Source organism: Leifsonia sp. T36S-04 (assembly GCF_042465655.1).
GTDB lineage: Bacteria > Actinomycetota > Actinomycetes > Actinomycetales > Microbacteriaceae > Leifsonia.
The window spans coordinates 3,446,172-3,467,812 of the sequence record NZ_CP146286.1; the positions used below are offsets into that span (position 1 = coordinate 3,446,172).

The 21,641-nt window shown below is 69.5% G+C and carries 18 protein-coding genes; 8 read left to right on the forward strand and 10 right to left on the reverse strand.

Translation table 11 applies throughout. From position 1 onward, the window contains the following. The first annotated feature begins 91 nt into the window (after window positions 1-91). From P3F85_RS16885 to P3F85_RS16900, 4 genes are read left to right on the forward strand one after another with little or no spacing between them, the layout of a single operon-like run. Window positions 92-1,090 (forward strand): ROK family protein, encoded by a 999-nt coding sequence (locus P3F85_RS16885; RefSeq protein ID WP_374008998.1) that lies wholly within the window; start codon window positions 92-94, stop codon window positions 1,088-1,090. Continuing rightward, window positions 1,083-1,667 carry an SIS domain-containing protein gene (locus tag P3F85_RS16890; RefSeq protein ID WP_374008999.1) on the forward strand — a complete coding sequence of 195 codons (585 nt, stop codon included), beginning with the start codon at window positions 1,083-1,085 and terminating at the stop codon, window positions 1,665-1,667. The genes P3F85_RS16885 and P3F85_RS16890 overlap by 8 nt, the downstream gene beginning before the upstream one ends. After that, window positions 1,664-4,384: a glycoside hydrolase family 38 C-terminal domain-containing protein gene (locus P3F85_RS16895; RefSeq protein WP_374009000.1), complete on the forward strand. Its 2,721-nt coding sequence runs from the start codon at window positions 1,664-1,666 to the stop codon at window positions 4,382-4,384. The genes P3F85_RS16890 and P3F85_RS16895 overlap by 4 nt, the downstream gene beginning before the upstream one ends. Continuing rightward, window positions 4,381-6,264: a hypothetical protein gene (locus tag P3F85_RS16900; RefSeq protein WP_374009001.1), complete on the forward strand. Its 1,884-nt coding sequence runs from the start codon at window positions 4,381-4,383 to the stop codon at window positions 6,262-6,264. The genes P3F85_RS16895 and P3F85_RS16900 overlap by 4 nt, the downstream gene beginning before the upstream one ends. Window positions 6,265-6,303: 39 nt before the next feature. Here P3F85_RS16900 and P3F85_RS16905 read toward each other — a convergent pair whose 3' ends face one another. Beyond that, window positions 6,304-6,822 (reverse strand): DUF2087 domain-containing protein, encoded by a 519-nt coding sequence (locus P3F85_RS16905; RefSeq protein WP_374009002.1) that lies wholly within the window; start codon window positions 6,820-6,822, stop codon window positions 6,304-6,306. Window positions 6,823-6,895: 73 nt separating this feature from the next. Between P3F85_RS16905 and P3F85_RS16910 the strand changes: the two genes are divergently transcribed. Further along, complete coding sequence (locus P3F85_RS16910; protein ID WP_374009003.1) at window positions 6,896-8,416, forward strand: ArnT family glycosyltransferase; 1,521 nt, start codon at window positions 6,896-6,898, stop codon at window positions 8,414-8,416. Next, window positions 8,413-8,835 (forward strand): GtrA family protein, encoded by a 423-nt coding sequence (locus P3F85_RS16915; protein ID WP_374009004.1) that lies wholly within the window; start codon window positions 8,413-8,415, stop codon window positions 8,833-8,835. The genes P3F85_RS16910 and P3F85_RS16915 overlap by 4 nt, the downstream gene beginning before the upstream one ends. Here the strand turns inward: P3F85_RS16915 and P3F85_RS16920 are convergent. From P3F85_RS16920 to P3F85_RS16950, 7 genes are all read right to left on the reverse strand, one after another. Beyond that, a complete protein-coding gene (locus P3F85_RS16920) occupies window positions 8,825-9,649 on the reverse strand; it encodes a sugar phosphate isomerase/epimerase family protein (protein WP_374009005.1) in 825 nt (274 codons plus the stop codon). The genes P3F85_RS16915 and P3F85_RS16920 overlap by 11 nt on opposite strands. Further along, window positions 9,646-10,422: a hypothetical protein gene (locus tag P3F85_RS16925; protein WP_374009006.1), complete on the reverse strand. Its 777-nt coding sequence runs from the start codon at window positions 10,420-10,422 to the stop codon at window positions 9,646-9,648. The genes P3F85_RS16920 and P3F85_RS16925 overlap by 4 nt, the downstream gene beginning before the upstream one ends. Next, the gene (locus P3F85_RS16930; protein WP_374009007.1) at window positions 10,419-11,243 is read right to left on the reverse strand and encodes a glycosyltransferase family 2 protein; all 825 of its coding nucleotides are present in this window, start codon (window positions 11,241-11,243) and stop codon (window positions 10,419-10,421) included. Before P3F85_RS16930 ends, P3F85_RS16925 begins: the two co-directional genes overlap by 4 nt. After that, on the reverse strand, window positions 11,240-12,241 hold the full coding sequence (locus tag P3F85_RS16935; RefSeq protein WP_374009008.1) for a hypothetical protein: 1,002 nt from the start codon (window positions 12,239-12,241) through the stop codon (window positions 11,240-11,242). Before P3F85_RS16935 ends, P3F85_RS16930 begins: the two co-directional genes overlap by 4 nt. Further along, window positions 12,231-13,373 (reverse strand): FAD-dependent oxidoreductase, encoded by a 1,143-nt coding sequence (locus P3F85_RS16940; RefSeq protein ID WP_374009009.1) that lies wholly within the window; start codon window positions 13,371-13,373, stop codon window positions 12,231-12,233. The genes P3F85_RS16935 and P3F85_RS16940 overlap by 11 nt, the downstream gene beginning before the upstream one ends. A 172-nt stretch (window positions 13,374-13,545) precedes the next feature. Next, a complete protein-coding gene (locus tag P3F85_RS16945; protein WP_374009010.1) occupies window positions 13,546-15,045 on the reverse strand; it encodes a transporter in 1,500 nt (499 codons plus the stop codon). A 53-nt stretch (window positions 15,046-15,098) separates the two neighbouring features. Next, on the reverse strand, window positions 15,099-15,872 hold the full coding sequence (locus P3F85_RS16950; RefSeq protein WP_374009011.1) for an ABC transporter ATP-binding protein: 774 nt from the start codon (window positions 15,870-15,872) through the stop codon (window positions 15,099-15,101). Window positions 15,873-16,368: 496 nt separating this feature from the next. Here P3F85_RS16950 and P3F85_RS16955 point away from each other — a divergent pair, with 496 nt between their 5' ends. Further along, window positions 16,369-17,739 (forward strand): ABC transporter substrate-binding protein, encoded by a 1,371-nt coding sequence (locus tag P3F85_RS16955; RefSeq protein ID WP_374009012.1) that lies wholly within the window; start codon window positions 16,369-16,371, stop codon window positions 17,737-17,739. 527 nt (window positions 17,740-18,266) lie between these two features. On the opposite strand, the gene P3F85_RS16960 is transcribed toward P3F85_RS16955, so the two are convergent. Together P3F85_RS16960 and P3F85_RS16965 are read right to left on the reverse strand one after the other, a co-directional pair. Further along, a complete protein-coding gene (locus tag P3F85_RS16960; RefSeq protein WP_374009013.1) occupies window positions 18,267-19,247 on the reverse strand; it encodes a carbohydrate ABC transporter permease in 981 nt (326 codons plus the stop codon). Then, window positions 19,247-20,215 carry a carbohydrate ABC transporter permease gene (locus P3F85_RS16965; RefSeq protein ID WP_374009014.1) on the reverse strand — a complete coding sequence of 323 codons (969 nt, stop codon included), beginning with the start codon at window positions 20,213-20,215 and terminating at the stop codon, window positions 19,247-19,249. Before P3F85_RS16965 ends, P3F85_RS16960 begins: the two co-directional genes overlap by 1 nt. Before the next feature lie 384 nt (window positions 20,216-20,599). On the opposite strand from P3F85_RS16965, the gene P3F85_RS16970 reads away from it, so the two are divergent. Further along, window positions 20,600-21,634, forward strand: coding sequence for a LacI family DNA-binding transcriptional regulator (locus tag P3F85_RS16970; protein WP_374009015.1), 1,035 nt, complete (start codon window positions 20,600-20,602; stop codon window positions 21,632-21,634). Window positions 21,635-21,641: the final 7 nt, after the last annotated feature.

Sequence of the window (21,641 nt, forward strand, 5' to 3'; positions counted from 1 at the left end):
CCGCCTGCCCGAAGCGCCCTAGTATTTGTGGGATCGATCCCACACGTTTCAACCCTCGTGCACGCGGGGTCGCGCATCCCGGAAGGACATGATGGCAAACGGCCCCCGCGCCGTCCTCTCACTCGACATCGGCGGCACCAAGCTCGCCGTCGGCGTCGTGACAGAGGATGGCCGAACGCACGGACTCACCGTCGAGCCCACCCGCCGCGAGGAGGGCCCGGATGTAATCGTTCCCAGACTCTTCGCCATGGGCCGGAAGGCGATCGCCGAAGCGGGCATCGACGTCGCCGCCGTCGGCATCTCCTGCGGGGGACCACTGGACGCGACGACCGGAGTCCTCACCGGCCCCCTGCACCTTCCCGGATGGGTCGACCTGCCGATCGTCGCCCTCGCCGAACACGAGTTCGGGCTTCCCGCAGTGCTCGCGAACGACGCCACCGCCGGAGCGCTGGGCGAGTTCCGCTATGGGGCCGGCCGCGACGCCGCCACGATGGTCTACCTCACGATCTCGACGGGCATCGGCGGCGGTGCCGTCATCGACGGGCGCCTGCACCGCGGCGCGGCCGGCAACGGGGGCGAGTTCGGCCACGTGATGGTCCGGACCGGCGGCCGGCTCTGCCTCTGCGGACGCCGCGGCTGCCTGGAGGGCTACGCCTCGGGCACCTCGATCGCCCTGCGCGCAAGGGAGGCCGTCGCGGAGCGCGGCGAGCGCTCGTCGCTCCGGCAGCTTCCGACGGTCCGCGCCGAGGACGTGGTGGCAGCGGCCGCCGCGGGCGACGCGCTCGGGACCGAGTTGTGGGACGAGACCATCGACGTCCTCGCCACCGCCCTCACCGACCTCGTCAACGTCTTCGAGCCCGACCTGGTCGTGCTCGGCGGCGGCGTGACCCGCTCCGGGGATGCACTGCTGGTGCCCGTCCGGGAGCGTGTTTCCACAGACGCCATGCCGCCCGCGGCCGCCGCATCCACGGTGGTGCTCGCGGGACTCGGCGACGAGGTCTGCGTGGTCGGGGCGGGTGCCGTCGCGTTCGACCGCCTCGACCAGCTCGCGGGTGCGGGCGTCGCCGCGAAGGGGGCCGCGCGTGGCTGAGTGGATGCGGGAGCAGCTGGAGGCGCACATCCAGGTCGCCGAGCAGGGCGAGAAGCTCCTCCCCGCGCTGCGTGAGGTCGGAAAGGTGCTGTGCGACGCGTTCGCCGAGCGCGGCATCCTGTACACCTTCGGCAACGGGGGAAGCGCAGCGGACGCGCAGCACTTCACGGGCGAGATCATCGGGCACTACAAGCGCGACCGCCGGCCGCTGGGCGCGGTGACGCTGAGCACCGATCCCACGACGATGACCTGCATCGCCAACGACTACTCGTACGACGATGTCTTCTCGCGCCAGGTGCTCGGGCTGGCACGTCCCGGCGACGTCGTGGCGGCGTTCACGACGAGCGGACGCAGCGCGAACATCGTCTCCGCGCTCGAGGCCGCTCAGTCGACCGGGGCGACGACCGTGCTGTTCGGCGGGGGCGACGGGGGTCCGGCCCGGGCCTTCGCGGACTACGCGCTGCTCAGCCCGTCCACGGCCACCCCGCGGATCCAGGAGTTCCACACCTTCATGCTCCACGTCCTGTCTGAGATGGTGGATGCGTGGGCCGACGGCGACGAGGAGTACGCACTGTGACCATCCCCGACGAGGTGACGGCGACGACGACCGCGGGCGCCGGGACCACCGCGGCCGACAAGAGCTCGGTGGATGCTGCCCAGCACCCGGACATCCAGTCGACGCCCACACCCGACGCCGCAACGCCCTCCTCCACCACGGCGCCCGTCGCGAACGCCCCCGCCGGCACCCAGCCGCGCGACCTGCCGCCCGCGAAGCGCCCGACCGCGACCCCGCAGCGTACCCTCCACATGATCGGCAACGCGCACCTGGACCCGGTGTGGCTGTGGCCGTGGCAGGAGGGCTACCAGGAGGCGCGCGCGACGTTCTGGTCCGCCATCCACCGCATGGAGGAGTACTCCGACTTCGTCTTCACCTGCGACCAGATCGTGCTGCTCAGCTGGGTGGAGGAGTCCGATCCCGAGCTCTTCGAGCAGATCCGGCGCCGCGTCGCCGAGGGCCGCTGGGTGAACGTCGGCGGCTGGTGGGTGGAGCCGGACAACAACATGCCGATGGGCGAGAGCTTCGTCCGCCAGGGGCTGTACGGCCAGCGCTACCTCGAGTCCCGCTTCGGCATCCCGGCGACGGTGGGGATGAACGTGGACCCGTTCGGCCACAATGCGATGCTCCCGCAGATCCTCCGCGGTCAGGGGATGGACGCGTACACCTTCCTGCGCCCGGGCCCGCACGAATCCGACCTCGTGCAGTCCCTGTTCTGGTGGGAGGCGCCGGACGGTTCGCGCGTGCTCGCGTACCGCATCCCGTTCGAGTACGGGAGCCCGCCCGGCGCGGTCGACGGTCAGACGGAGAAGTCGCTCGCGGCGCTCGACCGGACGGTCGGCTTCGGCGAGAACGCGACCGCGATGGTCTTCTACGGCGTCGGCAATCACGGCGGCGGTCCGACGATCGCGAACATCGAGTCCATCCACCGCTACGACCGGATGGGCTCCTTCGGAAGGATGACGATGTCCTCACCGCGCACGTACTTCGACGAGGTGCTCGGCCGCGGGGAGGCGTTCCTCGACGCGCTCCCGGTGCGCCGCGACGACCTCCAGCATCACGCGCCGGGCTGCTACTCGGCGCATTCGGGCATCAAGGCCTGGCAGCGCCGCGCGCAGTTCGCCGTGCTGAACGCCGAGCGCTGGGCGGCTGTGGTCGCCGCGATTGACGGGGTCGCCTACCCGCGGGAGCAGCTGGAGACCGCATGGAAGCAGGTCTTGTTCAACCAGTTCCACGACATCCTGCCCGGCTCCGCCATCGAGCCGTCCTACGACGACGCGCGCGACCAGCTCGGCGAGGCCGTCTCCCTCTCGAAGCGGATCGTGACCCGCGCCCACAACGTCATCGCCCGCCAGGTGCAGGTCGACCGGGAGGACGGCACTCAGCCGGTGCTCGTCTTCAACCCGCACCCCTGGCCGGTGTCGGTGGACGTCGACTTCCAGTACGGCGCGCAGCGCGGCGGAGTGCACGTGGTCGACGAGAGCGGCGAGCCGGTCGTCTTCCAGAACTCGCAGTCGACCGCGACGACGGACGACGTCTCGCGGGGCGCGGTCGTGTTCCGTGCCGAGGTCCCGGGACTGGGATACCGCCTGTACCGGCTACGCCCGGGCGCGGGTCCCGGGGCGGCCGCGGGTGCGCTGACCGTCACCTCCGACACGCTCGAGAACGACCACGTCCGCATCCGCATCGACCCGGAGACCGGCTGGATCTCGTCCTACCTCGTCAAGGCGACCGGTGTGGATGTGATGGCCGGGGTCGACGGGACGCAGCACACCCAGATCAACGAGGACCCGACCGACACCTGGGGCCACCGGGTGATCTCCTACGCGTGGCCGGGCGCGACCATGGCGCTCAAGCGGATCGTGGTGCGTGAGACCGGTCCGCTGCGGTCGCGAGTCCGGGTGGAGCGGGAGTGGGGTGCATCCACCCTGGTGGAGGAGCTCATCCTCGACCACGACTCGTCCGTCCTGCGCGTGAACGTCACGTTGGACTGGCGGGAGCAGGCGCACCTGCTGAAGCTGCGCTTCCCGACCGTGCTGGAGGACCCGGCGGCGACCTACGAGATCCCGTTCGGCCACCTGCAGCGGCCGGTCGACGGCGCGGAGGAGCCGGCGCAGTCGTGGGTGGATCTGACCGGATCGGTCGACGGCACGCCCGCCGGGCTCACGGTGATCACCACCAACAAGCACGCCTACGACGTCTCGCCCGCATCCGACGAGAACAGCGGCCAGCCGAGCATCGGCGTGACCGCTGTGCGCAGCCCGGTGTACTCGTGGCACGACCCGCGCCTGCTCGACCCGGAGGGCATCTACTCGTTCCAGGATCAGGGTGTTCAGCGGTTCAGCTACGAACTCGTCCCGCACGCCGGCGACTGGCGTTCGGCCGACCCGGTCCGCCGCGCGCTCGTGCTCGGCAACCCGGTCCGGGCGATGCAGGAGTCGTTCCACGACGGCGCGCTGCCCCCGGTCCACTCGTTCGCCGGAGACGGCGGCGGGGCCGTGATGGTGACGGCGCTGAAGGGCACCGAGGATGCCTCGGACGCCCCCGGCGGCGCGGATGTGGTGGTGCGCGCGGTCGAGACCCGCGGCGAGGCGGGCCGGTCGCGGATCGAGCTCCCCCTGCTCGGCCGCACGATCGAGGAGGACTTCGGTCCCTCGCAGCTCCGGACCTTCATCGTTCCGGCCGACCCGGCCGAGCCCGTGCGGGAGGTCGACCTGATCGAGCGCCCGCTGCCGTGAGCGCGCGCCCCGAGGTCCGGGTCAGCGTCGGGGGTGCGGCAGCCGGTGCGGTCGAGGTGCAGGAGGAGTGGAGCGCCGCGGACCCCGGGTGGCGGCTCACCCTGCGCGTGACCTGCACCAGCGACAAGCCTGCCGAGGGTTCCGTGCTGGTCGAGGCACCCGTCCACGGCGCGGACGACCCGTGGTGGCTGATCCCCGGAGCCTTCTACGGGGAGAACCGCCCGGCCGGGAACACCCGCGCGTTCCCGCGGTTCGAGATCGGCGCATCCACGCCGGAGCACCACAAGGCGCTCGTCAGCGACACGTGGGAGTTCCGCGCCGACCGGGCGGCGACGCCGGCGGTGTTCGCCTGGGCCGGTCCCGGCCGGGGCGGCGTCGCGCTCGCCGCGGACGAGACGTCTGCCCTCGGGCTGACGGGTCTCGGTCTCGCGCACGACGCGGGATGGGGCGACGCGACCGTGAGCCTGCGTTTCCCGTACCGCGAGTTCCCCGTCACGTACTTCGGCGACGCGCGTCCGCGTCCCGCCGACGTGTCGACGCATCGCTTCATGCCGGGAGAGACCGTCGAGCTGGTCGTGCGCGTCTTCGCACTGGACGCATCCCGCCACGCCTACGCGCCCGTCCTGCGCGCACGGCACGCGGAGGCGGATGCGCACTCGCCCGAGAGCCCGTGGGTGGATGTGGCGACCGCCGCCGACCTGACGGCGGAGGGTCTGCTGACCTGGCACTACGACCCGGACCCGGGCGTCCTGCTCGAGACGGTCGGGTTCGACCGGGAGGTCAGCGGACGTGACGGCCTGTCCGTCGACCGGCAGGCGATGCACGTCGGATGGATCAGCGGCATCCCCTGGGCGTACGCCCTGCTCGCACACGGGCTGCGCACCGGACGACCAGACGACGTGGATGCGGCGCGTCGCGTCATCGACTTCATCACCGCCTCCCTGTCGCCCTCCGGCACGTTCTGGGGCGTCTGGTACCGCGATCACGGATGGACTCAGAGCTGGACCGAGCTGAAGCGCGGCCTCCATTCGCGCACGCTCGCCGAGGCGACGCTGTTCCTGGTGCGCGCCCATGCGCTGGCCGGGCCCACGTCGGCCGCCTACACGTCGGCCGGGAGCGACCAGTGGGAGCACGCCATCCGCTCCAACCTCGGCGTCATCGTCGACCGCCAGCGCGCCGACGGCAACCTCGGCTCGGTGCACCACGCCGAGACCGGGGAGGTGCTGTCGTGGTCGAGCGCGTCCGGGCTCACCTGGATCGCCGCGCTCGCCGAGGCGGCGGACCGGGACGACCGGTACCTGCCCGCAGCTCTCGCCGCGGGCCGCTACTACGAACAGTTCGTCGACCGGGAGTTCATCCACGGCGCGCCCGAGGACGTCGACCTCGCTCCGACCTCGGAGGACGGCTACGCCGCGGTGATGGCCTACGTCGCGCTCCACCGGGCGACCGGCGACCCGCACTGGCTGGATGTGGCCCGCCGTGCCGCCGATTGGATGCTGACCTTCCGCTACAGCTACGACGTGACGTTCCCGGAGCACACCCTGCTGGGCGCGTACGGTTTCCGAACCCGCGGCGCGGACAACGCCTCCCCGTCGAATCAGCACCTGCACGCCTACGGGCTGGTGTGCACCGCCGAGCTGCGCGAACTGTCCGCGGCGCTCGGCGATCCGCACTACGCACAGCGGGCGGACGAGACGCTGGCCTGCTTCCGTCAGTTCATCGCCCGCGAGGACGGTGATTTCAACGCCTACCGCGGGATGGTGAGCGAGCGGTACTACCAGACCGCCTGCTTCCAGCCGAAGGGCATGCTGCTGACGCTCTCCCACGCGTGGAGCGTCGGCGTGACGCTGCTCGCCTGCGAGCAGACGCTCGCGGGCTGACGCGCGCGGCGCCTCCCGAGCCGGTCGACGCCGCGAGGGCTAGTCCGCGCCGTGAAGCCGGTACTCGGATCCTGAGGGTGTGCGGGCCACGAGGTCCGCGTCCACCAAGTACCGCCGAAGCGCGACCGGGTCATCGCTGAAGCGTGCAAGGCGCTCCGTGAGTTCTGGCTCGGAGACGGTTTCGTCCGCCTGCACGACGGAGTGTGCGACGTGCGCGAGCAGCTCCCGGCGATCCGTCGCGCTCGAGGGGTAGCGGTCGATGCGCCCGTCGGCACGCAGGAAGCGCTGTACCCCGGCCGGCCGGGGCTGCGCGTCCGCGGCGGCGGCGAGAAGCCGGCGGAACACCGCCTCATCCGGTTCGGGCGAGCCGTCCACGAGCCGAACGAGCCCGGCACTCCTCAGGAGGTCGAGCGCCCGCGCCTCCCGCGCCGGGCTGAGCCCGGTCGCCGGGGCGTCTGAGCCAACGATGAGCCAGGCCCACGCCTTCCGCGCGTCCGTGTTGGCGAGCGCCGCCACCACGGCTCGCCAGTCGTTCCGACCTCTGCTCTCCGCATCCATCTCTTCAGTCTGGTCGCAGTGCCCCCTGCTCGGGTGAATGGACGGCACGGGTCTCCCTCGATATCCTTTCGCAGTGACCGAAAATCCTGAGGCATCCTCACAGGCGGTCACCCGCGTGGTCGGTCTGCTGCTCGCGGCCGTCGTCGCCATCGTCGTCGTGTGCGCGCTGATCACGAATCGCAACTTCTGGTTCGACGAGGCCATGGTGTTCCAGGCGATCAAGGAGCAGCCGTTCCTCGCCCCCGGACAGGCGCTGGCCCACTACGAGCAGGCGCTCCCGTACGGGGTCTATGCGATCTTCAAAGCGCTCGTCTCCCTCGTCGGGCTGAACGAGACCATCCTCCGCATCCCGGTTCTGCTCGCCTACGTCGGGGGAGTGGCCGCCCTGTGGTGGGCCACACGATCGCTGACCGGGCTGTTCGGACGTGCGGCGGCCGTCCTGGCGGGCGGCCTGGGCATGTGGGTCGTGCTCGAAGCGGCGATGTTCAAGGCGTACATCTTCGAGTACGCGGTCGCGGCGGTCCTCCTCGCCCTCGGGTGGAATCTGATCGCCGCACGCTTCTCCCGCGCCTCGATCTGGTGGTTCGCGGCAGTATCCGTGGTCTCGCTGCTCTTCTCGACGACGGCCCCACTGGCGACCGGCTCCGTGGCGCTGGCCGTCCTGGTGATCGCGGCATTCCGGATGCGCGACAGCCTGCGCGCACAGCGCATGCTGCTCATCGTCACGGCGATCGGGTACGTCCTCGTGTTCGCCGCCTACTACCTGCTCGTGACGAAACCGTCGCTGGTCTACCAGCTGAGCCTGCCGATCTACGGAGCGACCGGGCTCGGCTCTGCGGTCACGGCGCTCGCCGGCATCTTCGCGCCGACCGGCAAGCCGGTCTTTCTCGCGTTCGGGGTGGCCGTCGGCGTCACGATCCTGGTCGGAGCGATTCTCGCACGGCGCTGGCCGCTGCGCTCCTGGTACCCGTTCCTGGCGCTCGCTGTCGTCGTCCTCGTGATCGCCTTCGGGTCGGTCACCCGGCTGGCCCCATTCACCGCGTCCCGCCAGGTGCTGTTCGCCGTCCCGTTCATCGGTCTGGCGTTCGGCGCGGCCGCTCAGGCGATCCGGGATGCGGTGCTCCCGCTTCTGCGTCGCTCGACCGTCTTCCGCGTGGTCGCGGTCGCACTCGTGGGCGTCGTCGCGGCGGGGTTCATCGGCATCGCGGTGTTCGGCGCCGTGAGCAAGCACGAGGAGGTCGGCCGCATCCTGGCGGCCAACGCGGGCGACTGCCCGGTGACCTACACCGACTACAGCTTCCAGCCGGCGGCACAGATGTACGTGGCGAGGGACCGGCTCGCCATCCGCCTTGCGGGAACGGTCCCGACGCGCTCCGGCCTGGGGCACGACGGCTGGTTCCAGCGCATCCGCGACGACCTCCCCGCCTACGAGCAGAAGGCCGTGAACTACTTCGAGCCGGCGGGGTCGGCCTGCCTCCTCACGGGCCCGGATGCGACGAGCGACGAACTCGTGCCTCCGCTTCGCGATGCCGGCTTCACCTGTCAGGCCGTCGACCGGCTCACCGGCGTCGGGCTCTACCGGTGCGAGCGATGAGCGAGACGGCGGAGCGCGGTCGGCTGCGCGGCATGCTCGACCAGTTCGTCCGGTACTTCGGCGTGGCACTGATCGGCCTGGTCGTCGACTTCGGCACGCTCGTCCTGCTGACGAGCGTCTTCCACGTCTACTACCTGCTGGGCGCGACCGCGGGATTCATCCTCGGCCTGATCGTCACGTACGTGCTGTCAGAGCGCTTCGTCTTCACCGCGCCGCGCGTCGCCAACGGCTGGGTCCGGTTCCTAATCTTCGGGCTGATCGGGCTCGTCGGCCTCGGGTTGCTGAACGGGATCATGTGGGTGCTGACGGACTGGCTGGGGCTGTTCTACGTGTGGTCCAAGGTGGCGGCGACGGTCGTCGTCTACATCTGGAACTTCTTCGCCCGCCGATCGCTGTACGGCCCCGGTGTCAGCCGATGACCGGAGCGTAGTACCGCCGGGCCAGGCCGACCGCCCGCTCCAGCCGGGCGACGGTGTCTGCGGCGGGCGCCGGTCGCATCTCGATCGAGACGTGTCCCGCGTAGCCGGTGTCGAGGAGCGCGCCGGCCGCGGCGGCGTGATCCACCACCTCGTCCTCGAGTTCGGCGAGGAACGGCGCGCTGATGTGGAAGTGGTCCAGCCGGGGGCTCGTCTCGATCGCAGAGCGCAGGTCGTCCCCGGCGAGCGTCAGCCCCGCGGCGTCCAAGTGGAGGCCGAACCCCGCACGGCCGACGGCATCCACGAGTTCGCGCCCCTCGGCGGCCGTGTTCACGAAGTTGCACTCGTAGGCGGGCGGATTCGGCTCGATGCAGAGGACAGCACCGGCGGCCTCGGCGTCCTCAGCGAGCCCGCGGAAGAAGGCGGCCGCGATCTCCGACGCCTGCCACGGCGGCATGCCGGAGGGCACCCTCCGGTTCTTGGGGGAACCGAACACCAGCGGACCGACCCCCATCTGCCCCGCCAGCCGCAGGAATCCGGCCAGCCGCTCGGCGGTCCGGGCGCGTACCGCGGTGTCGTCGAAGACGGTCAGCTCGGGGCGGCCGAACAGCATCGACTGGAACGCGACCACGGCGACGCCGTGCGAGCGCCAGAAGTTCAGGTAGTCGTCGATCTCGGCGTCCGTGGCGGTGACGGGATCGGCGAAGACCTTCGTCGGCGCGATCTCCACCGCCGTGACCCCGAGCCGCTGAAGCGTGTCGGCGACGAGCGGCTCCTCGTCCGGCTCCCACGCGATGTTCGAGACGACCAGCGTCATGCAGCATTCCGTTCGGACGAGACGAATTCGCGGAGCGCGGCCAGGATCTCGTCCGCAGAGTAGAGGTACGGGCCGGTCCGCCCGAACGCACCGGCGTGGATGGTCCGCATGTCGTAGCGGCCGGGAGGGGAGGAAGGGAGCTCGTTCGCGAATTCGACGCCGAAGCACTCCCGCGCGACGACCTCCGTCGTGACCGGCTCCGTCGCCAGATTGAGCAGCGTCAGCCGATGCTGCAGTGCCACCTGGAGGTCGTCCCAGAGGCGGGTCAGGTCGTAGTACTGGAAGCTGCCACGCCGATCCACCCGATCGAGACCGTTGTCGTGCAGGAGGTCGTAGATGACGTTCTTCTTGATGCCCGGCCCGAACAGCCCGGGCAACCGGGCGACCAGGACGTCGTCGAACCGCCCGCGCGCGAACTCCTCCAGCTCCAGCCGGTGAGCTCCGTAGGGATGCAGCCCCGGCTCGGGGACAGGAGTCAGCTCATCCACCCCGACGGGATGTCCGTACACGTCGACCGTCGACACGAGCACCAACCGCCGCGTCCGGAAGGTGGTGAGGATCCGCTCCAGTTCGCGGATGTGCACGAGATCCGCCTCGGGATCCTGGTTGATCCGCCACTTCTCGGCGCGTGCGGCCGAGAAGACCACCAGGTCGTAGTCGCGCCCCTCCATGTCCGCGATGTTCGCCGAACTGAACGCGTCCGTGAAGGCGTGGGATCGCATCAGGTTGCCGCCGACGAAACCGGTGGCGCCGACCAGGGCGTCGCCGCTCACCGGACGGCCTCGGTCGTCTCCGGGGCGGCCGGCAGGCGGTAGCGCCCGCGGACGGCCTTCAGCAGGACGCCCATCACGTGGAGGTTGCCGCGCACGGGGGAGATCTTGGTGGGCGTCTTCCCGGCCTTCGGATACTCGCGGCTCACCGGTATCTCCGTCGTCCGGAAGCGGGGCGAGCGGGCGCTCTCGATGGCGAGGTGGTAATGCAGCTCGTAGGTGTCGAACACGTCCCGGAACACCGCGATCCGGTCGTCCTCCAGCAGTCGGCGACTGTAGGCGCGGAAGCCGTTCGTCGTGTCCGTCTGCCGGCGACCGGCGGCGAGACTGATCAGGGGGGCGTGGATGGCGCGCACCGACACCAGCCGCAGCGGCGGGGTGTTCACGGCGCGACCGCCCGGGATGAAGCGCGAGCCCTGCACGTGGTCGTACCCGTCGTCGAGGCGCGCGAGGAAGTCGGGGATGGCCTCCACACCGTCCTTGCCGTTGCCGTCGATCACGACGACCCCCTCGTACCCCTCGCGGAGCGCCCAATCGAACGCCATGCGCATCTGGGCGCTCAGCTTGCCCGGGCCGGTCTTGGTCAGGAGTGCTCGAACCCGGTTGCGGCCGAGGAATCCCAGGTCGAGGGAGCCGTCCGTGCTCCCGCCGTCGGCGACGACCACATCGGCGGCCAGGTGCAGCGCAGCCATCCGTTCGAGTTGGGCCCGCACCCGATCGCCCTCATTGATCACGAAGACCATCACGACGTAGCGACCGGCTCGCGGCGCGAGTTCGTCCACACGGTAGTCGGGCACCTCGCGATGCGCGGGGGCGCCCATCACGCGCTCAGATTCCGGCGCTCGAGATCGGCGATGAGGGTGTCGCTCTCGAACTCCTCCATGATGAAGTACTGCGGCTCCTTGCGGGTCTCGGACAGTACGCGCCCGATGTACTCGGACTGGACGGCCAGGATGATCGAGAAGATCAGGAAGGTCGCCGACAGCTGCAGCGAGGTCGAGACCCACCCGGGCGCCAGATCTGTGCGAACCAGCGCGGTGATCACCACGTAGATCGCGTAACCGAGATTCGCGAGGCCGGCGAGGACGCCGATCATCGTGACGAATCGCAGTGGGTGCGACGAGTAGCTGGTGACCATCTCGGCACCGGTGAGGATGTCGGAGCGCAGGGAGCGCGACCGGTTGTAGGCGGCGAGAGGCCGGTAGGGGAAGTCGGTGAGGCGGTACCCGATGTGACGGATCATGTGCCGGAGGTAGCGCTGGTTGCGGGATGCGTTGCTCAGCGAGTTCATCGCGCGCCGCGTCAGGCAGACGAGGTACGTCGCCCGTTCGTCGATCGCGACGTGCAGGTAGCGCCGGTTGTATGCGTAGAAGAGGTGGCGTCCCGCGCGCCGGAGGGGACTCCCGGTGAGGGGCACCTCGCTCACGCCCTGGATCACGTCGTTGCCCGCCATCGCCCGCTCCACGATCTGCGGGATGACGCTCACGGGGTCGACGCCCGGTACCAGGTGGACGACATAGTCGCCGATGGCCGAATCCAGACCGGCGAAGATCGCCGTATCGAGCGAGAACGTCCGGGAGAGCCGCAGAACCCGGATGCACGGCAGCTCGCCCAGGATGCTCCGGATGGCCGGGATCTCCGCCAGGTCGATCCCGTTGAGGACCAGCACGATCTCGTAGTTCGTGTAGGCCGCGCTCGCCGTGGCGTGGAGTTCGCCGATGAACTCCTCGGCGTTGCTGAAGCCGTGCTCAAGCACCGCGACCACCGAGATGAAGGCGTCCACCTTGCCCGACTGACGCTCGCCGACCTGTCTACGCGGCATGGGCGGCCGTCCCGATCTCATCGAGCGAGTCGTAGATGTTGTCCAGCTTCCCGCCCAGAATGCACGTGTAGTTGGGCATCCCGTAGTTCCGGCGGTGGAGGATCGGGCGGCTGTCGTCGAGTTCGCTCCGCGTCAGCACCGTCTTCACCTCGCGCAGCGAGTCGACGTGGCGAGCCGCGCGCAGTGCAGGAACATACCGCGATGCGTCGGCGCGCATCGCAGCGAAACCGGACTGACCGCGGGCGACCTCGAGCGCGCGCTCCGCGATCGGCGTCTCGCCGCCTCCCGACCCCTCCCGCCACCGGTAGCGCGGAGTGAACCGCACATGGGACAGCGTGTGCAGTCCGCGGCTCGGGAACGGCATCAGGGAGAAGAAGGGGCCGTCCATCACGGTGATGCCGATGCTGCGAAGCTCCTCCGGGACGTCGACGAGTGCGAGTTCGCTGACTTCGTGCTGCAGTGCGACGGTCGGGAGCCCGGAGGCCCGATGCAGCTCGTTGAGGCGCGAATAGACCGCGCTGAAGACCTGGCCGGCTCGGTACTCCCCGCTCGCCGCGTGCACGACCACATCGCCCCGGGCGCCGCGTGCGAGCGAATCCACGCCGTCGGAGGTCGCGATCTCGATGCCGCCCGCCCGCTGGATGCGGTCGAGGAGCAGACCGCGGAGCACACGGGAGTCGAAGGCCGGCTCCCGCACCACGAAGGCGCGTTCGATCCGGCCCTGGTCGAACAGTGCCGCGGCCGCTTTGGGGGCGGTCCCCCAGACAGCGCCGATCCGGGTGCAGAACAGCTCGAACTGATGGGCCGTCACCTTGGAGTGCAGGCGGCCGACCGCGTAGATGTGCTCGAACCCGTCCACGATCGCCGGGCGGTACTCGTCGACGAAGCGCGGAAAGTTGATCCGCGAGCGGTAGGCGGTGAGGATGCTGCGCGGATAGTGGTAGCCGTTGTGCACGCGCGCCTGATTCGCGTAACTGGCGCGCTCCATCACCTCGGGCTCGCGCTCGAAGACACGGATGCGGCGCAATCCCATGGTCTCGCGGAGGTGCAGCGCGATCCGCAGCCCGTAGAACCCCGCGCCGATCACGGCAGCGTCGAGGTCGGGATTCGCCGCGCGACTATCCGGCGTCACGGGATCCCCCTCTCGTCACGACTGGCGGAGTGTCTCCGTCCGGCAGGTCGGCGCCGACGGCGTGCGCCCGCTCGCGAGCCGAGTGGATGCACGTGAGCACACGCTAGCACCATCTGGTGAATAATGCTCACTTAATCGGAGAGGGCACGGTTTCAGGCCCGTGCGGATGCCGTCAGCCGTCCTTCCGGAGCTGTTGCAGCAACTCCGGGGCGCGCGCGTCGAGCACCCGTCCCCCGACCCGCACCCCCACGACCACGAGGATGGCGTCCAGGACGATGGACGCCACCAGTCCCAGCCAGCCCCACACGGCCTCGCGGGTCACCAGCGAGACGACGAACAGGACGATCTCGGGCAGGCACAGCACCGCGATGGCGCCCCACGCGGCGAACGTCGGTCCGAGCAGCGAGATGTTGGAGCCCGGTCGCGAGCGGAACGGGTTGTCGCCCGGCTCCGGTACCGGGAACACGAACCGCGCCGACGTGACCGCGCACACCGCGACTCCGCTCAGCAGGATCCCGAGCGAGACCCCGAGCAGGCCGGGAGCGGGCAGCCAGTCGCCCTCCAGGGCCGCGCTGCCGACCGAGACGAGCACGACCGCCGGCAGGGCGAAGGTCAGCAGTGCGGCGGCCCGGCCCCACCGGTCGGCCCGGCCGGGCACGGCCTTCGAGACGTGAAGGGCGAAGGCGGTCGAGTCGTACGAGACGTCCGCGATCATCCCGATGCCGAGAGAGAACGCCACAACGGGCCCGGCCGCGAAGATGTAGCCCGTGGAGTGGTTGATGCTCGCGTAGAACCACATGACGGCCGGCAGCAGCGGAATGATGAGCAGCTGTCGCAGGTAGCGCGGGTCGCGGAACCAGTAGGTCAGGCACCGCGCGGCGATCGCCCCGGCCGCAGTGCCGGGAAGCACGCCGAACAGCCCTGACGAGCCCGGGGCGCGCACGCGCGAGGAGGCACGGACCGGCGTGACCAGCGACCGGGCCAGGCCCCAGCGCCATACCGCCCACAGCACCGCGAAGGTCGCGACCGCGATCAGGAGCCGCAGCAGCGCACCGCCGGCGTCGCCCGCGGCGAACGCTCCTGGCACCGCCCAGGCCGCGCCGAGGGGCGACCAGCCGAGACCGGAAGCGACCGCAGGGAGCGCGTCCGCCGAGCGACGCAGTCCACTCGTCACGCCGATGATGATCGGGCCGGCCAGGATGAGCGGGATCAGGATGAGCAGCCCGCTCGCCTCCCGGAAGCGACGGCCGGACGCCAGCCCGCTCGCCACCGAGGTGACGGCGCGCGAGATGACGATGCAGGTCGCCGCGCCGAGGACTCCCGTCACCAGGGCGATCAGCGCGATCCCCGGCGAGCGGAGCCAGGGGAGGGCCGTTCCGAGGGACGCGAGGGTGGTGGCGGCGCCGGCCACTCCGACGGCGCCGGAGAGGAGCATCCCGAGCATCAGCGGGCGCAGGCCGATCGGATACACGGCGAGGTGGCCCGGATCGAGCGTCTGCTCGATGCCCGAGAGCAGCAGCGGGAAGACGGCCCAGCCCAGGACGGCAGCCGAGCCGGCGAGGACGACGGCGGTCGTCCGCACCTCGGCAGGAGCGAAGGAGAGGCCGACCAGTCCGGCCAGCACCACGACCAGGCCGAAGGCGCCGTAGAGGGCGCCGATGATGACCGCCACGAGCTGGCCCGTGCTCCGCCGGAACGAATTGCGGAGAACCAGCAACCGCAGCCTTACGAGTGTCGCAACCACTCCGGCCCCTCCCCGACCCGACGGCCGCCGACGAGCTCGACGAAACGGTCCTCCAGCGTGGAGCCCGCACGCACGTCGTCCACCGACCCTGCGACCACGACCCTGCCGGCGGCGATGATGGCGACGTGGTCGCACATCCGCTCCACCAGATCCATCACATGCGAGGACACGACGACCGTTCCCCCGCCGTCGACGTAGGTGCGCAGGATGTCGCGGATGTTCGCGGCCGAAACCGGATCGACCGACTCGAACGGCTCATCCAGCACCAGCACACGCGGCGCGTGCACCATGGCGGCGGCCAGCGCGATCTTCTTGGTCATACCTGCGGAATAGTCGACGACCAGGGTGCCGCCGGCGGACTCGAGGTCGAGCAGCTGGAGCAAGTCGGCGGTCCGCTGCTGGGCGGTCGGCCGGTCCATGCCGCTAAGCAGCCCGGCGTACTCGACCAGCTGCTGACCGGTCAGCCGGTCGAACAGGCGGACGCCGTCGGAGAGGACGCCGACCATGGCTTTCGCGACGAGCGGCTGCTGCCACATGTCGACCCCGTGGATGAGCACCTGGCCGGAATCCGGACGGAGCAGTCCCGTCGCCATGCTGAGCGTGGTCGTCTTTCCGGCGCCGTTCGGGCCGACGAGGCCGTAGAAGCTGCCGGACGGCACATCCAGATCGATCCCGGCGACCGCGATCTTCTCGCCGAACCGCTTGTGCAGCCCGCGGATCGTGATCGCGAGCCCCTCGTCCTCCGCCACGCGCACCCCTCACGTCGTCCGGGCGCCCGTCCCTCGCGCGACCCGTCGGGCCAGCCTATCTGCGCGGACGGAACCGGGCTGCCGGCCGTGGCCGCTTCCGCCGATTCTGGCCGGATGCGGCACACCGGGCGCCCCTGGTCGCCGTCGAGCGTGCCGCATCCGTGGGTAGACGGGGGAGGGAACGCCCGCCACTGGTGTGATTCGGAGGCCTCTGCCGAACGGATGGGTAGGTGGTGTGTTCGGTCCCGTCGAAGCGTTTATATGGCATCGTTGCCACACGGCATCGGCGGGTTGAAGAGTGCCCCGTTCGAGCGTAAGAAACGAATAAGTAACGAAAAGGGGACCGGTGCACCCGGTGCCCTTGTGAAGAGCCGCACCGCTGCATTAGCGTGCGATGTGGGAAGGTTTCCATACTGTCGCTTCTGGACGCAGGCGGTAGGGGATCCCGTACCTCTTCGCTCGGGCGAGGACGCCCGCTGCGACACCACTGAAGGGAAATCAGATGAACAAGAGGCACACCGCACTCGCCGCGCTCGCGATAACCGCGTCGGTGGGGCTCCTCGCGGGTTGCAGCTCCAGCGGCGGCAGCTCTTCCGGCGGGGACTTCTCGAAGGACGCCAAGGGCAGCCTGAACGCCTGGGGCTTCGACAACGCGGACGAGGTCGGCACGTCGCGCATCGACTACGCCAAGGACCAGCTCAAGAACGTCACGATCAAGATCGACCAGACCCCGTTCGACGCGCAGAAGTTCACCACGCGCGTCGCGGGCGGCAACGTCCCGGATGTCGTGCAGATGGACCGCCAGTTCGTCGCGACCTACGCGGCGCAGGGCCTCATCCAGCCACTCGACCAGTGCTATTCGGTGCACAATGTCGACCCGAAGAAGCAGTACTACTCGTCGGTCGTCGACGACATCACCTACAAGAGCAAGATCTACGCGGTCCCGCAGTTCTACCAGCCGCCGGCGATCATCACCAACGAGCGTGTGATGAAGGCGGCGGGCGTGACCGACGCCGACATCGACACCTCCAAGCCGGAGACCCTCGTCGCTGCCGTGAAGAAGATGTACAAGGCCTCCGGCAGCAACCCGTCGGTGCTCGGCTTCGACCCGGTGGCCGGCGGCCAGGCGGGCCTGTGGCTGCTCGGCTACGGTGGCCAGATCATCGGAAGCGACGGCAAGCCGACCCTTGACGACTCGAAGAACGAGAAGGGCCTCGAGGTGCTCAAGCAGATCACCGACGCCCAGGGCGGCTACGCCAAGGTGAAGAGCTTCACCGACTCGTTCGACACGTTCGGCGAGAACAACCAGTACGTGAAGGACCAGGTCGGCGCGCAGGTCAACGCCCAGTGGTACGTCAACGTGCTGACCCCGTTCGTCGACAAGGTCGAGATCGGCGCCGTGCCGTTCAAGGGCCCGGACGGCCAGCCGTTCACCGTCGCCTCGGGCACATCGTTCGTGATCCCGGTCGGCGCCAAGAACAAGGACGCCGCGTGCGCCTGGGCTCTCGACCTGACGAGCGAGCAGGCGTGGGAGGCCGCGGGCGCGGCTCGCGCCAAGACGCTGGAGAAGACTCCGGGTGCCATCAACACCGGCCTCTTCACCGGATCCCCGATCGCGGACAAGACGCTGCGCGACAAGTACATCAAGCCGTCCGGTAACACCGGCTTCGACACCGCGATCTCGACCTACTACGACGTCGTCGGCAACGGCAAGTCGTTCGGCGCTTCACCGGCCGGCCAGCAGATCCAGACCGAGCTGCAGAACGCGATCCAGAAGTACCTCCTGGGCAACGCGTCGGCCAGCCAGGCTCTAAAGGATGCGCAGACCGCCGCCATGAAGGCCTACGACCAGGCAACCAAGAGCAGCAAGTAACCCGCTGCGCCCCAGGGGCGGCCTCCTCCCGGAGGCCGCCCCTTCTCCGTGCCCGCGCCCTCTTCCCCGCGTGCGCCCCCGCCCTCCCGCCCCGCGCCGAGGTGCACGTTGTGGTTGCTATTCGTCGCGGATTCCGACCACGACTCGCACCTCGCTGCTGCGCCCGGCGCACCACCTGGCGCGGTTCCGCCGAGATGCGACTAGTGGCCGCTATTCGCCCAGGATTCCGACCAGGACTCGCACCTCGCCGCTGCGCCCGGCGCACCCCTCGCGCGGTTCCGCCGAGATGCGACTTGTGGTCGCTATTCGCCCAGGATTCCGACCACGACTCGCACCTCGACGCTCCGCCCACGCACCCCAGCGTGCACGGCTCCACCGAGATGCGACTTGTGGCGGTTATTCGTGGCGAATTTCGACCACTACTCGCATCTCGGCACCGCTGCGGGCGCGGAGGTGGAGGGTGGAGGGTGGAGGGCGGCGGGACGGGCTCGGGTCCGGACAGGTGGGTCCGCTGCGCGCGGGCTCGATCAGCCCTTTCGGCCCTGGGTGGCCACACCTTCGATGAAGTATCGCTGCCCGAAGCCGAACAGCAGCAGCATCGGAAGCGTCACGATCAGCGCCGCGACCATCACGTACTGGTAGTCGCCGTGGCCGCCATTGGTGGGGCTGAACGTGGTCATCGCGTAGGAGATGCCCAGCGGGACGGTGAAGCCCTCGACGCCTCCCGCGTTCAGGTAGATCAGCGCCGCCTGCAGGTTGTTCCAGCTGGCCTGGAACTCGAACAGGAAGATGATGATGAACGAGGGGATGCTGAGCGGCATCGCGATCTTCGTGAACAGCCTCCAGTAGCTGGCGCCGTCGAGGCGTGCGGCCTCGAACAGTTCACGCGGAAGACCCATGAAGAACTGCCGCTGCAGGAAGATGTAGAACGCCGAGCCGAACAGGTTCATGCCGAACAGGGGGATCCACGTCCCGATCAGGCCGATGTTCTTCCAGATGAGGTACTGCGGCACCATGGTGACGGCTCCCGGCAGCATCATCGTCGCCAGCACCAGGCCGAACAGCAGCGTCCGGCCGGGGAACTTGAAGTACGCGAAACCGAACGCGACGATCGAGCTAGAGATGGCGACCAGGCCGGCGGCGAGCACGGCGATGATGACGCTGTTGCCGATCCACGACATCAGCGGCAGCTGGTTCCAGACCTCGACGTAGTTCTGTGGGGTGAACGTCTTGGGCCACAGGGAGTTGTCGAAGACTTCCTGCCGCGGCTTCAGGCTGGCCGCGAGCAACCAGGCGAAGGGGTACAGGAACAGGAGGGCGAAGGCGATGGAGATGATCCACAGCACGACTTTGCCGATGACCGACTTGGGCTTGTACCAGCGGTTGCCGACAGGATGGTCGGGCCGGCCGCCGCGCGGCGTCTGGCCGGTGCCGACCTGCGCGCCCTCGACCTCGGAGGCGAGCGGTGCGAGCGCCGCGGCAGCAGTGGACTGGGTCGCGGACGACATCACTTGTCTCCTTCGTAGTAGACGAGGCGGTTGCTGACCTTCACCTGGATGAGGGTGATCAGCAGGATGATCACGAACAGCAGCCAGGCCATCGCGGCGGCAAAGCCGAAGTTGAACTGCCGGAACGCCTGCTGGAAGAGGTACACGCCGTAGAACAGCGACGAGTCCGGCGAGGCGTTCGTCTGGTCGCGCCAGAACAGCAGGTAGGCCTGATCGAAGACCTGCAGGGCGGCGATCGTCAGCACGACCACGTTGAAGAAGATCGCCGGCGAGATCATGGGGACCGTGATCTGGAAGAACTTGCGGATCGGACCCGCCCCATCCAGGGAGGCGACCTCGTACAGCTCCTGCGGCACGTTCTTCAGCGCCGCGAGGAAGATCACCATGGTGCCGCTGACGCCCCAGAGGGTCATCAGCACGATCGACGGCTTCACCCAGTTCGGGTCGATCAGCCATTGAGGGCCGTCGATGCCGAAGATCGCGAGGAAGCGGTTGATGGCACCCGTGTTGCCGTTGAGCAGCAGGAGGAAGATGGATGCGGTGGCGACCGCTGGAGTCATCTTCGGCAGGTAGTAGATGGTGCGGAAGGCGCCGGCTCCCCGTCCGATCCAGTTGAGGAGCAGGGCGAGCAGCAGCGCGAAGATGATCTCGAGCGGCACCGCCATGACGGCGTAGAACAGCGTGTTGCCGAGCGAGAGGCCCACCTTGGGGTCGTTGAAGAGCTCGGAGTAGTTGTCGAACCCGGCGGGCGACGCGCTGTTCGTGGCGAGGTTGTAGTTGCTGAACGAGATGTACAGGCTGTACAGCATCGCGCCGAGCGTGAACACCAGGAAGCCGACGATCCACGGGCTGATGAAGAGATAGCCCGCGAGCGCCTCGCGTCGGTTGTACTTGCTCGCGCGCTTCTTGATCGGTTTGCCGTCAGGCGTTCGGGTCTTGCTGCCTGGTGCATCGGCGAGGACGGCCATCAGCGGCCTCCCTGCGTCGCGCCATCGAGCTCGGTGATCCTCATCGCCACCCTTTCGATCCATCCCCGCCTCCATCGGCCGGTGTGGCATCGTTACCACATAGCAGCGACTATAGGTCCTCGCGAGCGGCCCATGCAACCGCGCCCAGGGGTTTCCCGGGGCGGCTCCTGGCTGACGCCGATGCGGACCCGTCCGGCTCTGTGGGCGGTGCCGACGGGGGAACTGCCTCTGCGACGCGCACGGTACACCCGGCACCCCGGTACGTCGTCCCCTGCCCGCGGCGCCCGACCCGGCCCCGGATGGGTGGGAGCACGAGGCGGTCGGCGACCGTTAGGGTGGACTTCGCCGGGCGTCCGGCGCTCCGGCGCCCGTGGGAAGGGTGCCATGATCGAGAACGACGCGGAGGGGGCTCCGCGCCGCGCCACGCTGAAGGATGTCGCACTCGCGGCGGGCGTGTCGCAGTCGACGACCTCCCGCGCGCTGAGCGGCGAAGGATACGTCGCCGCCGGGGTCCGGGAGCGTGTCGTCGCGGCGGCGGAATCGCTCGGATACGTGCCCCACGCCATGGCCCGCAGCCTGCGGAAGCAGGACAGCCGGACGATCGGCGTGCTCGTCTCGGACCTGCGCAACTCGTTCTACGCCGACCTCGCCGCCGGCATCGCTGCGCGCGCACGGCGCGAGGGCTACACGATGATGCTGGTCGACGACCAGGGCTCGACCGAGGCTGAGATGGATGCAGCCCGCGCCTTCGTCGCCACGCGCGTCGCCGGCGTGATCGTCACTCCACTCTCCGGCGACGTCTCGGACTACCTGGTGCGCCAGCACATCCCCGTGATCGAGGCCGACCGACAGTTCTCGGCCGGTCGCTGCGACGCCGTGATCATCGACAACGCCGGTGTCGCGAAGCGGATGACGGACCACCTCATCGACCTCGGGCATCGCCGCATCGCGCTGTTCATCGACGAGACGACGTGGACGACCGGTGGCGAGCGCGCCGCCGGCTACCGCACCTCGCTGGAGGGCTCCGGCATCCCCGCCGACCCGTCGCTGGTGATCTCGACCGGCTGGGATGCGGACGGCGCCCGCAAGTCGGCGATCGACATCCTCGCCCGGCGCGACCACCCGACCGCCATCTTCGCCGCCAACAACCTCCTCGCTGAGGGCGTCTGGCGGGCCACGAACGACCTCGGCCTGCGCATCCCGGAGGATGTCAGCGTCGTCTCGTTCGACGATTCGGAGTGGATGAGCATGGTCAGTCCCGGCATCACCGCGGTCGCGCAGGATGCGGTGTCGCTCGGCGAGACCGCCCTCGGCCGGCTGCTGGAGCGGCTCAAGGACCCGGCCGCCGAGCCGCAGACGACGGTCCTCGAGGCGCAGGTGCTCCCGCGCGGATCGACCGCCGCCCCCCGCGCCCTCTAGGCGCCCG